Source organism: Burkholderia sp. HI2714, assembly GCF_002223085.1.
GTDB lineage: Bacteria > Pseudomonadota > Gammaproteobacteria > Burkholderiales > Burkholderiaceae > Burkholderia > Burkholderia lata_D.
Map to the genome: position 1 here is coordinate 1 of NZ_NKFM01000055.1, position 12097 is coordinate 12097.

General features: G+C 66.3%; 11 protein-coding genes and 1 pseudogene. 5 read left to right on the top strand and 7 right to left on the bottom strand.

Annotated elements, in window-relative coordinates; genetic code table 11:
- Positions 1–144: 144 nt before the first annotated feature.
- Positions 145–1329, bottom strand: a complete 1185-nt coding sequence (locus tag CFB82_RS29375) for a hypothetical protein (protein ID WP_089486310.1) — start codon at positions 1327–1329, stop codon at positions 145–147.
- A gap of 150 nt (positions 1330–1479) precedes the next feature.
- The gene (locus CFB82_RS29380) at positions 1480–2268 is read right to left on the bottom strand and encodes an NAD(P)H-dependent oxidoreductase (protein WP_089486311.1); all 789 of its coding nucleotides are present in this window, start codon (positions 2266–2268) and stop codon (positions 1480–1482) included.
- Between the two features lie 86 nt (positions 2269–2354).
- On the opposite strand from CFB82_RS29380, the gene CFB82_RS29385 reads away from it, so the two are divergent.
- Together CFB82_RS29385 and CFB82_RS29390 are read left to right on the top strand one after the other, a co-directional pair.
- Positions 2355–3248, top strand: a complete 894-nt coding sequence (locus CFB82_RS29385) for a LysR family transcriptional regulator (protein WP_089486312.1) — start codon at positions 2355–2357, stop codon at positions 3246–3248.
- A 163-nt stretch (positions 3249–3411) separates the two neighbouring features.
- Positions 3412–3816 carry a DUF2471 family protein gene (locus CFB82_RS29390; RefSeq protein ID WP_039344831.1) on the top strand — a complete coding sequence of 135 codons (405 nt, stop codon included), beginning with the start codon at positions 3412–3414 and terminating at the stop codon, positions 3814–3816.
- 196 nt (positions 3817–4012) lie between these two features.
- Here the strand turns inward: CFB82_RS29390 and CFB82_RS29395 are convergent, their stop codons facing one another.
- Complete coding sequence (locus CFB82_RS29395) at positions 4013–6046, bottom strand: NADPH-dependent 2,4-dienoyl-CoA reductase (protein ID WP_089486492.1); 2034 nt, start codon at positions 6044–6046, stop codon at positions 4013–4015.
- A gap of 85 nt (positions 6047–6131) precedes the next feature.
- Here CFB82_RS29395 and CFB82_RS29400 point away from each other — a divergent pair, with 85 nt between their 5' ends.
- On the top strand, positions 6132–7232 hold the full coding sequence (locus CFB82_RS29400; RefSeq protein ID WP_089486313.1) for an AraC family transcriptional regulator: 1101 nt from the start codon (positions 6132–6134) through the stop codon (positions 7230–7232).
- Here CFB82_RS29400 and CFB82_RS29405 read toward each other — a convergent pair.
- The gene (locus CFB82_RS29405) at positions 7229–8119 is read right to left on the bottom strand and encodes a LysR family transcriptional regulator (RefSeq protein WP_089486314.1); all 891 of its coding nucleotides are present in this window, start codon (positions 8117–8119) and stop codon (positions 7229–7231) included. The genes CFB82_RS29400 and CFB82_RS29405 overlap by 4 nt on opposite strands.
- Before the next feature lie 155 nt (positions 8120–8274).
- Between CFB82_RS29405 and CFB82_RS29410 the strand changes: the two genes are divergently transcribed.
- A complete protein-coding gene (locus CFB82_RS29410; RefSeq protein ID WP_089486493.1) occupies positions 8275–8694 on the top strand; it encodes an ester cyclase in 420 nt (139 codons plus the stop codon).
- 44 nt (positions 8695–8738) lie between these two features.
- On the opposite strand, the pseudogene CFB82_RS29415 reads toward CFB82_RS29410, so the two are convergent.
- The 3 genes and pseudogenes from CFB82_RS29415 to CFB82_RS29425 form a co-directional block, all read right to left on the bottom strand.
- Positions 8739–9204 (bottom strand): annotated as a pseudogene (locus tag CFB82_RS29415) (aconitase X swivel domain-containing protein).
- Positions 9197–10444, bottom strand: coding sequence for an aconitase X (locus tag CFB82_RS29420; protein WP_089486315.1), 1248 nt, complete (start codon positions 10442–10444; stop codon positions 9197–9199). Before CFB82_RS29420 ends, CFB82_RS29415 begins: the two are co-directional and overlap by 8 nt.
- A gap of 187 nt (positions 10445–10631) precedes the next feature.
- Complete coding sequence (locus tag CFB82_RS29425) at positions 10632–11060, bottom strand: MarR family winged helix-turn-helix transcriptional regulator (RefSeq protein WP_069250990.1); 429 nt, start codon at positions 11058–11060, stop codon at positions 10632–10634.
- A 90-nt stretch (positions 11061–11150) separates the two neighbouring features.
- Between CFB82_RS29425 and CFB82_RS29430 the strand changes: the two genes are divergently transcribed.
- Positions 11151–12071, top strand: a complete 921-nt coding sequence (locus CFB82_RS29430) for a LysR family transcriptional regulator (RefSeq protein WP_089486316.1) — start codon at positions 11151–11153, stop codon at positions 12069–12071.
- Positions 12072–12097: the final 26 nt, after the last annotated feature.

Consider the following 12097-nt stretch of genomic DNA (forward strand, 5'->3'; position numbering starts at 1 on the left):
GTGCGGTCCGCCTTCGACTGGAAATCAGCGATGAACCAGTTTGCTATCCTGTTCGGAGAGCGATTTATGCAGGCGCGCGGATAACGTGCTGTTCAACCGCCTCGCCCACAAAAATGCGGACAGGTTCTCAGGTTGCCGCGCGCCCTACTTCTTCGCGTCCATCTTGTCGGCGACGTCGTCGCCATACACCTTCGCGACGCGTCGCGCGACGATCGCCTCCATCAGCGTCTTGTCGAAATCGTCGGCGGCTTTCCAGCCGCTGCCCTCCTTGACGAACGTGAAATCGCCCTTCAACTGCAGCATCGACGGCGCGCCGATCGCACCGAGCAGCCGGTCGCGATAATCGATCAGCAACGGACACGACACGTGGTCGCCGTCGATCTGCTTGCAGTCGGCGGCCGGCATGACACCGAGCACGCTGCTCGTCAGCGTCGTCGGCTTGTCGTCGCCGAACATCGGCTTGCCGTAGCGCGGCATGCGCGCCGACACGTTCTTGTCGAGTTGCGCGACGCCCGCCATGAAAGCGGCGCTGATGACGTCGCGGCCGAGCGGTGCGCCGAGCTTCGGATCGAGACCCTGCGCACTGTAGCGAGCCGTCACGTATTCGGGCGGGAACGTCTGCACGACAAAGGCGCTCTTGTCCTTGTCGTCGTGCCGGACCACATAGCCGAGCGTCGCGTGCTCGTCGGCGATACTCACGTCCGTCAGGCAGCCGCGCGCCCGATTGGCCTCGTCGTAGCCGACTTCACGTGGGTTGCTGACGTGCGGAAACGACTTGCTGCCCTGTTCGAGCATCTGCATCGGGTTCTTGAGCATCATGTCCCTGCGCGCGTCGAACAACAGCGAATTCAGCGCCTTGGTGGTGCTCGACGCGCCGCACGCGGGCGCCGATGCGGGCCACAACAGGTAGGCGCCCACCGCGAGCGCGGCAGCCAGGACGCCGAAGCCGATCAGCATCTGCTTCTTCTTTTGCTCACGCTGCATCGATGCGACCGTTTCTTCCAGACGCTGTTTGAAGCGGGGCGGATCGATCTCCTCCAGCATCGTCAGCAGGATGAGTTTCGCGTTGCCGGTCGCATAGTGGCCGTCCAGCAGTTCATGCGTGGCTTTCGCTTCGGCGTCCGCCGTCGTATAGCCCTCGGCGATCAGCCAGTCGAGCATTTTGCGCGCGGAATCGGTGTCGGGAAGCTCGGCCGGCGCGTCCCTCAGACGCTGGGTGACGCGCGCCGCCTGCTCCTCCGTCAGATAGCCGCCGGCTTCGAGTTCGATCAGCAGGACGGCGCGGTTGTCATCGATCGGTTCTGCGTGGCCCGGTGATTCGAAAGTCATCGTTGTTGTTCTCCGTCGAGACCGATTCGCTGCGCAGACCGTGTTGGCTTATTGTGCAGACGAATCGTGTCGGTCACCGGAAACTACTTCATTTGGGCGCAGGTGTCGATATGCCCGCGCGTCGCGTTCTCTCGCGGGCCGCGCCATGCATCATCCATGCTCGTGCGCCAGATGCGCCGCAAATCCCACCTTCCCCGGCACGATTTCGTCCTTCAGCGTCAACGCCGGAATCTCGTAATCGCCCGCGTTCTGCCGGCGGAACGGAATCGGCTGCGTCGTCCACAGTTCGTCCAGGCGCTTGCCGAGCGCCGCGCGCGTTTCGTCGAAGCGCGCTTCGTTCATCTTCCCCGTCCGGTAGATCACGAACGGCGGCAGCACATCGAACCCCGGGTAATACAGCACGCCGTGCTGGATCGGAAACAGCACATCGTCGATCGGCCCGTTGATGCCGCGCGGGCTGTAATGCGACTCCCACCCGCCCGCCGTGACGATGACCATCGCGCGCTTGCCGGCAAACGAGCCTTCGCCGTAGCGATCGCCCCAGTGCGTATCGGAATGCTCGCCGACACCGTACGCAAAACCGTAGGCATACACGCGCTCGAACCAGCCCTTCATGATCGCCGGCATCGAGAACCACCATAGCGGAAACTGCAGGATCACCGCATCAGCCCACTTCAGCTTCTCCTGCTCGCGTGCGATGTCTTCGCTTTGTGTGCCCGCCGCGAACGCGCGCTTCGAGTCGAGCGACGGATCGAACCGCGCATCGGGCGCACGATCGGTCACGTCGTCCGCGTCGAATGCCGCCTTCCAGTTCATCGCATACAGGTCGGTCACCTGCACCGTGTGGCCGGCCGCTTCGAGATGCGTGACGGAAAAGTCGCGCAATGCGCCGTTCAGCGAACGCGGTTCGGGATGGGCATAGACGATCAGCACATTCATGTTCGGTACTCCGTTGATTGAATGACAGCAGGATGCCGCCGCCAACGGTATATTTGAAATGAATTCCTGATATTCCAGGTATAGCCATGAATAATCTCAGACGACTCGATCTCAATCTGCTCGTCACGCTGGACGTGCTGCTCGCCGAGCACAACGTCACGCGTGCGGCCGAGAAACTGAACATGTCGCAGCCGTCGGTGAGCGTGCAATTGCAGAAGCTGCGCGACGTGTTCGGCGATCCGCTGCTGCTGCCGGGGCCGCGTGGAATGCGGCCGACCGCGCGCGCGGAAGCGCTGCGCGAACCGTTGCGCGATGCGCTCGAAGCGGTCGAGCGCGCGGTGATTCCGGCCACGCCGTTCGATCCCGCGACCGCGACGAACACGTGGCGTGTGGCCGCGACCGACTATGGCGAATCGACGATCGTGCTGCCCGCGCTGAACACGCTGCGTTCGGCCGCGCCCGCCACGCGCCTCGCCGTGGTCGAGCTGGTACCGCCGCGCATCGAGCAGGATACCGAACGAAACGGCATCGATCTCGTCTTCCATATGACCGAAGCGTCGCCGCCCGGCATGCGACGCTTGCCGCTGTTCGCCGAGCGTTACGTGCTCATCGGCCGGGCCGGGCACCCGAAGCTGAAGCGGCGCCCGACGCTCGCGCAGTTCGGCACGCTCGAGCACGTGATCGTGTCGCCCGACGGTGGCGGCTTCATCGGCGTGACGGACGAAGCGCTCGCGAAGGTGGGCGCCACGCGGCGCGTCGTGCTGTCGGTGCCGCATTTCCTGTTCGTGATGTCGGCCGTGGCCAGCACCGATCTCGTCGCGATGGTGCCCGAGCGGCTGGCGCGCGACGTGCCCGCGCTGCGTGTCGTGGAAGCGCCCGTCGACGTGCCCGGCTACGAAATGTCGATGCTGTGGCACGAACGCGTGCATCGCGATCCGGCGCATCGGTGGTTGCGGGAGACGATCGCGGCAGCGGTGTAGAGCGGTCGCTGCCCGGTGCGGGCGCCCGCTTCGATCGCCATCGCACGAAATCCTTCATCCGGGGCTTGAAACCGCGCCAAACACTGTATATATTTACAGTGCTTTTGCACCATTTGACCCGAATTCCGTCATTCACAGACGAACGGACTTTTGTGAGGCGACCATGTTCCAGGCATCCGCATTCGATCCCGAGCAACCCGGCTTCAACCCCGTCCACTTTGAGCGCGCCGCGCAGCGGGCGGTCGTCGATCTGCAGCGTGTCGCGGGCGGCCCCGCGCAGCGGGCGCTCGGCCTGCGGCGCCGCACCCATCCCGCGGCCGTCCGCACGATGAGCTGGCAGGCGCTGCTGAACGTCGAAGAGCTGGCATTCTCGAATGCCGGCTTCCTGAGCCGCAACGATCCGGCCGTCGTCGACGCGTTCATCCGGCTGCGCGACAGCCGCCTGGTCGCCGCGGATGTCGAGGAGCCGGTCGACTGGCGCCGCGACGATGACGACCTGCCGGCCATCTACCTGATCGTCAAGGCGATGCTGGAAGCGGAAGAGGAAGAACGGGCCGAAGCGGCCTGAGCCGTATGATGGCCAATCGCCGCCACGGCCTGTCGGGGTAGCGCCGCCACGTTGCGTGGCGACGCGTCCGGCGTGGCGGCTCGTTTCAGTCCTGCGCCGGCGAATCGGTACAGCAGACGGTGAGCCACGAACGGCCGCGCAGGCGGGTCATCGCCCCGCGGCGCACCTTCTCGGTGGCCGTTGCAGCGACCGCCCGTTACAGCCGCGCGGCGAGCCGTGAGCCCTGATCGATCGCGCGCTTCGCGTCGAGTTCGGCGGCCAGTTCCGCGCCGCCGATCAGGTGCACCGAGCGCCCGGCTGCCTGCAGCGGCGCGAGCAACGCGCGCTGCGGCTCCTGCCCCGTGCAGAGCACGATCGTGTCGGCTTCGATCAGTTCGTGATCGGTGCGCTGCTCGCCGTACGACACGTGCAGGCCGCGCGCATCGATCTGTTCATAGTTCACGCCGCCGATCATCTTCACCTGCTTCATCTTCAGCGTCGCGCGGTGAATCCAGCCGGTCGTCTTGCCGAGCCCCTTGCCGAGCGGCGCGGCCTTGCGCTGCAGCAGCGTCACTTCGCGCGCGGGCGCCGTCACCTGCGCACGCGTCACGCCGCCACGCGTCGCGGCCGGGTCGGTCACGCCCCACTCGGCCTTCCACTCCTCCAGGTCGAGCGCCGGCGATTCGCCCTCCTGCACCAGATACTCGGCGACATCGAAGCCGATCCCGCCCGCGCCAACCACCGCGACACGCCGGCCAACCGGCTGCCGGCCCGCGAGCACGTCGATGTAGCTGAGCACGTTCGGCCCGTCCTGCCCCGGGATCTTCGGGTCGCGCGGCGCGACGCCGGTCGCGAGCACGATCTCGTCGTAGCCGCCCGCGATCAGGTCGCTCGCGTCGACGCGGCGGTTCAGGTGCAGGTTCACGCCGGTCAGCTCGACCTGGCGGCCGAAGTAGCTCAGCGCTTCGTGAAACTCTTCCTTGCCCGGAATCCGCTTCGCCATGTTGAACTGGCCGCCGATCTCGGCCGCGCCATCGAACAGGTCGACCTGATGGCCGCGCTGCGCGAGCACGGTCGAGCATGCGAGCCCGGCCGGCCCCGCGCCGACCACCGCGATGCGCTTCGGCTGCGCGGCGGGCGTGTATTTCAGTTCCGTCTCGTGGCACGCGCGCGGATTCAGCAGGCACGACGCGATCTTGTTCTTGAACGCGTGATCGAGGCACGCCTGGTTGCAGCCGATGCACGTATTGATCTCGTCGGCACGGCCCTGCGCGGCCTTGACCACGAACTCCGCATCCGCGAGCAGCGGGCGGGCCATGGACACCATGTCCGCGCAGCCGTCCGCGAGGATCTGCTCGGCCACTTCGGGACGGTTGATCCGGTTGGTGGTCACGAGCGGAATGCCGACCTCGCCCTTCATTTTCTTCGTCACCCACGCGAACGCGCCGCGCGGCACCGACGTCGCGATCGTCGGCACACGCGCCTCGTGCCAGCCGATCCCAGTGTTGATGATGGTCGCGCCGGCGCGCTCGACAGCCTTCGCGAGTCGCACGGTTTCGCTCCAGTCGCTGCCGTCCGGAATCAGGTCGAGCATCGACAGCCGGTAGATCAGGATGAAATCGCGGCCGACCGCTTCGCGCGTGCGCTCGATGATCTCGATCGGCAGCCGGATGCGGTTCTCGTACGAACCGCCCCACTGGTCGGTGCGCTTGTTCGTATGCATCGAGATGAACTGGTTGATCAGGTAGCCTTCGGAGCCCATGATCTCGACGCCGTCATACCCGGCTTCACGCGCGAGCTTCGCGCAGCGGACGAACGCGCGAATCTGCCGCTCGACACCGCGCGCGCTCAGTTCGTGCGGCGCGAACGGCGAGATCGGCGACTTGATCTTCGACGGCGCGACCGCGAACGGGTGATAGCCGTAGCGTCCCGTATGCAGGATCTGCAGCGCGATCTTGCCGTCCTCCGCATGCACGGCGTCCGTGATCTCGCGATGCCGCCGCGCGGCCGCCGACGTCATCAGCGTGCCGCCGAACGGCTTGGTCCAGCCGGCCACGTTCGGCGCGAAGCCGCCCGTCACGATCAGGCCGACGCCGCCGCGGGCGCGTTCGGCGAAATATTCGGCGAGCCGCGGCAGCGTCTTGCGGCTGTCCTCGAGGCCCGTATGCATCGAGCCCATCAGCACGCGGTTCTTCAGCGTCGTGAAGCCGAGGTCGAGCGGTGCGAGCAGGTGGGGAAAGGTCGTGGTCATGATGAGCGTGCCGATTCGTGCCAGTAAGCGATGCGTGACATCGTAGGCGCGCGCCGCCTTGAACGTGAGGGGGCAAACAGCCATAATGCTTGTCATTTCCGGCCAAGACGACATGACCTCCCCTCTCGCCAAGGACCGCCTCGGGCTGCGCCGGCCGACGATTCCGGTCGCCTATCCGCGCCTGATGCTGCAGGCGCTGGCCGCGCGCGGCGTCGACCTGGCCGCCGTGCGCGCCGGCACCGGCCTGCGCGATGCGGTATTGGCCGAACCGGACGCGCGCGTCGCGCCGTCGCAATGGGGGCGGCTCGTGCTCAATGCGATCGAGATCGGCGGCGATCCGGGCATCGGGCTCGCGTTCGGGCTGCTGCTGAAGCCGACCGTGCACGGCTTTCTCGGCTACGCGACGCTGACCGCGCGGGACATCCGGGAAGCGCTCTCCGTCACGCAACGCTACTTCCGGATGCGCAACCGCCAATATCGGCTGGTCTATGAAGAAGACGAACGCGGCGCGACGCTCGAACTGCACGGCGTACAGGCCAGCCCCGTTCTGCAGCATCACGTGATGTTCGAGTTCGTGTTGACCGGGCTTGCGCAGAACATCTCGCAATGGGCCGGACGCACGTCGCCGCCGATCAAGATGCAGTTCGCGTGGCCGGAGCCACCCTATTTCGCGCGCTATCGCGATCAGTTGCCGCCGGTCGAATTCGGCTGCGCCGCCAACGCGCTGTGGATCGCGCGCGACGTACTCGACTGGCCGCTGCCGCTCGCCGACGAAGTCGCGCACCGGCAGGCGCTCGTGCAGGTGGAGCGCGAGTATGCGCAGGTGCGTCAGGAGGAAGGCGATCTCGTCGAACGCGTGCGCGCGGAGCTGGCACGCGGCGCCGACGACTACCCGGGGCCGGAGACGCTCGCCGACGCGCTGCTCGTGTCGACGCGCACGCTGCGGCGCCGGCTGGAGGAAGCCGGTTCGAGCTATCGGCAATTGCTCGACGAAGCGCGGTTTCGCGACGCGAAGCAGTTGCTCGCCGCGTCGGATCTCGACCTGAAGACGATCGCCGAACGGCTGCAATTCACCGACCCGGCCAATTTCACGCGCGCGTTCCGGCGCTGGGCCGGGCAGACGCCGAGTGCGTATCGTGAAGCGGCTGCCGGGTTGACGGGACAGAAGCCGGAAAGCGCATGCTAATCCGCTTCGATCGTCGCATCCAGGCTCGTCGACGAACGCGCCGTCAGGACTTCGACGAACATGCCGACGAGCGGCTCGACGACGGACTGCGTGGCCGGGCCCTCACCGATCACGGCGACTTCGGACGCGGGCAGCGCCGGCCATTGCGCGGACGTCGGCAGGATCTTCATGCCGGGCTGCAGGAACGACTTGCCCAGCGCGGTGACCCCCAACCCACCCGCCACCGCGGCCTGCACGCCGGCGAGATTGCTGGCCGTGCAGCCCACCGACCATTCGCGGCGTGCCGCATCCAGGCTTTCGGTCATCACTTCGCGATAGGCGCAAGGCGGCGGCATCATGACGAGGCGCGCAGGGCGGCCCGGGTCGTTCCGGTAGTTTTTCGCGGCCAGCCACACCAGCGGCTCGCGCCAGATCACGCGGCCGCGCAGTGGCGCGCCTTCCTGCTTCTGCCGCGCGAAGACCACGTCGAGCAGGCCGGCCCGATGCGCGTCGGCGAGTTCCTGGCTCGATCCGGTGACGAGTTCCAGCTGAACGGCCGGGAAGCGCTCGCCGAAGCGCGCCAGGATGAGCGGCAATTGCGCGTGCACGAGATTTTCGGAGACGCCGAGCCGCAGCCGCTCGACTCGCGGCGGCTCACGCCATTCGCGCATGAACGCGTCGTACTGCGCCAGCAACCGCCGCCCGCCGGCGAGCACGCGCTCACCTTCCTGCGTCAGCCTCAGCGAGCGGCTCGTGCGCTCGAACACGCGCACGCCCAGCGCATCCTCGAGCCGCAACACTTTCTGGCTGACGGCCGATTGCGAACGGCCGACGACGTCGGCAGCCGCCGTGAAACTGCCCGTCTCGGCCACGGCGACGAACGCGTGCAGCAAATCCAGATCCAGCATCGTGCCCCATCCATTCGATAATCTTCTAGATCCGAGAAAGATTATTCGTTTGTTTTCTTGTTCGCAAGTTCACACAATGACTGCGTGTCAGCCGGACTCGATCGCGAGTCGCGGCAGGCAACGGATCAATGACGCTGTTTCAACGGAGCAGGAAGATGAGCAAACGCAATTCGGTCGAGATCGTCGAGCACTTCTGGCGGGAAGTCTGGCAGGCGCGCAACCCCGACGCGGTGGACGCACTCGTCGCCGAGGATTTCGCGATCACGTCGGGGGGCGTGGTCATCCGCTCGCGCGCGGCATTCAAGACGTGGGTCGCGGCGTTCCTCGCGAGCATCGACGACTTCCGGTTCGAAGTCGTCGAAACGTTCCAGAACGAAGCGGGCGACCGCGTCGCGAGCCGCTGGCGCGTGACGGGGAAAAACAACGGGTTCATGGGATCGGCGCCGTGCGGGTCGCCCATCGACATGACGGGCACGGCCGTCTGGCACGTGCGCGACGACGGGCTGCTTCAACACAACTGGGTCGAACGCAATGCGCTCGAAGTGCATCGCAACCTGAAGGGGTCGCAGCTGTAGCGCTCGGATGCGGCGAGCCGGAGCGCTCGCCGCGCGCGAATCGGTCAGGCCGAACGCGCCGCGTCGCCCAGATCAATCCGCGCGCCGCTGTCCCCCTCTTCCGCCTCGATCCGCACCTCCCCCGTCGCGGCGACGATCGCGTCGTACACGTCGTCGGTCACGCACACCACCGGCACCGCGATCGCATACAGCTCGGCCGCCACGATCGCGCCGATCGAGATGATCAGGTCGCGCTCCTTCAGCACGATCGCGACCGGCCCCGTGCCGTTGCGCACGGCTTCCGCCAGCACGCTGCTGCTCGAACTCGAGCCCTTCGCATGCGGCATCACCATCACCTTGCCGGCGAGGCTCGCACCGGCCTGCGGATGCCCGCGATCGACGATTCTTTCCCGCGCCCGAGTCGTAGCCGCCCCAGAAGCTGAGCGGCTTGTCGAGCACGAACGGGCGCGCGCATGCGCTGCCCGGCACGAGCGTGTCGCCCGTCAAACCCTTGCGCGTGGCTTCAGTCATCGAATCGCACCTTTCCTTCGTATGCCGAACGTACGCATTCGCGCATGCTGCCGTACGCGACCGTCACGCCGATGTTCGCGGGCGCATACGACGCCCATTTCCCCGAATTGGTCATCACGAGCCCCGACAGTTGCTTCATCACCGGCGTGATGTACGTGCAGGTATCGACGACGATCTGGATGCCGCGTGCAGCGAATTTCTCCGCGAGGCCGGCCTCCTCCAGCTCCCACAGGATGAACCGGCTCGTGTTCACGTAGAAATCGCAGGCCGGCTTGCCGTCGAACGCGTCGAGCAAGGTATCGAGCGTGCGGAATTCGGCCAGCGAGAAATGCGGCGTGCCGAGCGCCACCGCGACGAGCGCATCGCCGGCCGCGCCGTGGTTCAACGTGCGGCGAATCTCGTCGAGATCGGCCATCGCGACATCGACCGTCCGTTGCGCCGCCTGCCCGTGCAATGCGGCGTCGAGCGTGGGCGCTTCCGGCGTCACACCGACCGCATGGAACAGCGCGACAGCGCCACTCGACGCGGCAGCCGCACCCAGCGCCTTGAGTTCGTCTTCCGTGGTGTCCGCCGGCAGCCCGACGATCGCCGGCACGACCGCGCCCGCGATCCTGCCGATCAGCAGCCCGAGCGCGGCGAAATAGATGTCGCGCGAGGCCAGGCGGCTGAAATCCGGTGCGTTGAACACGATCCTCGCAGCGCGATTCGCTTCGACATGCAGCCCCGCATACGGCGCACGCCCGGTGATCGCGGCGGCCAGGTCGAGAAAATCGCCATACCGGCTCGTCCGCGCGCCGAGCACCGAATTCGCGAACACGATCGCGTTCGATTCGGCCCATGCGATCTGCTCGCCTTTCGCGGGACGATTCTTCAGCTGATAGGGCGCACACGTGAAGCTGGATTCGCAGCCGAGCTGCAGATGCGCGTCCATCAGGCGCTGCGCATCGCGCTGAATCGTGCGGTCGCCGTGGTACAGCTCGGGATGGATCAGGTCGAGCGACCCGACGTTCAGCGTGGTCGGCACCGCGACCTTCGCGCCGGTATCGACGAAATACTCGACGAAGTCGAGGCTGGTCTGGCCGTGGTAAAGACAGCCGTCGATATGGGCTGACGTGATGTCGATCAGGTGCGGCGCGGACATCACGTGCGCCGTGCGGGCGACGATCCGCATCGCGCGCGCGACGCCCTCGCCGAAATCCCCGCGCAGCATGGCGCTGTCGCGGTCACTCAACTGCAGCATCGCTTGCTCCTCTGACGCGTGCCGGCGGCGCCGGCTCGTGAAATCCGTCAGGGAACTCTACAACTGGAAATAAAAACTGTCCAGATCGCCATCGATCCGGACAATTTCAAAACCAATTTGCGCCATTGAACGCCAGTGAAGCGATCAATGGCTCGGATTCCGCTCCAGTTTGCCGCCAGCCCGCCGGCTAGCGTTCCGCGGTCACACTGAACAGTTCGTCGCGCAGCGCCTTCGCGCGGTCGCGGCCGAACTGCGTCTCGAATTCCTCCTGCGCGGCCTGCCATGCGACTTTCGCTTCAGCGAACGTGCGCTCGCCCAGCTTCGTGAGGCTCAGCGCATGCGCACGCGTATCGTGCTCGGAAGCGGCCGTCGCAACGAACCCGTCGCGCTGCAGCGGCTTCAACGCGCGCAGCAACGTCGTGCGGTCCATCACGAGCGTATCGGCGAGTTCGCTCATCAGCAGCCCGGGCTGACGCGTCAGGTTCGCCATGATCGAAAACTGGGCGGGCGTGACGCCGACCGGGGCCAGATGGCGTTCGTACAGTTGCGTGACGAAGCGCGCCGCCTGACGCAGCGCGAGACAGTTGCACGCCTGGGCAATCGAGGTGTCGTTCATGTTTCGCAATTTATATGTGCATATGCATAAAGTCAATGTACACTCGCCGTAACAAGGCCGGCGGCCGGCCCTCGCGTCAAGGAGACGGACATGGACTACATCGACAAGCTGCGGATTTTCCGGTCGGTGGTGGAGATGCGCAGCTTCACGCGCGCCGCCGACATGCACGGCCTCGCACGGCCGGTCGTGTCGCGCGCGGTCGCGGATCTGGAAGCGCGTTTCGGCAGCCGGCTGCTGCACCGGACCACGCGTCAGGTGTCGCTGACCGAAACGGCCGAGCGCATCTATGAGCGCTGCGCGGCCGTGCTCGACGAACTCGACTCGCTCGAAGCGGAAGCGCAGGCGCCGACGCGCGAACCCGAAGGCCTGCTGCGGCTCGTGGCGCACACGACGGCCACGCTGAACCGGCTGGTGCCGCTGATTGCCGGCTTCAAGGCTGCGCACCCGCAGGTGCGCCTCGACGTGACGCTGACCGAGCGCCCCATCGATCTCGTCGGCGAAGGCTACGACATCGCGATCGTCGTACCGTACATGCTGACGAACGAATCGACCGTCGTGCGGCTGATCGAGCGGATTCCGCTCGTGATCGTCGCGACACCCGCCTACCTGCGCGCCCATTCGCGCCCGGTCACGCCGGCCGATCTTGCCGACCATCCGTTCGTGCCGATGTCACCGTCGCTGCGCCGCCCCGCGCTGTCGTTCCGCGTCGACGGCGACCTGCTGACCGTGCCGTTCCGCTTCGACATCTCGTCGAACAGCCCCGTCTTCAATCGCGAAATGGTGACGCACGACTTCGGCATCGGCGTCGTGCCGAAAACGCTCGTCCAGGCCGAACTCGCGTCGGGCGCGCTCGTGCAACTGCTCCCGGATGCCGATCTCGTCGACAAGTTCGTCGAGATCAAACTGGCTTACGCGAACCGCGCGCTGCTGCCCGCGAAGGTCAAGGCGTTCATCGACTACACGGTCGCCTATTGCGACCACGAAGGCTGGATCGTTCCGGCCGCAGCCTGACGCCGATTGGTACAGCCGTGACAACA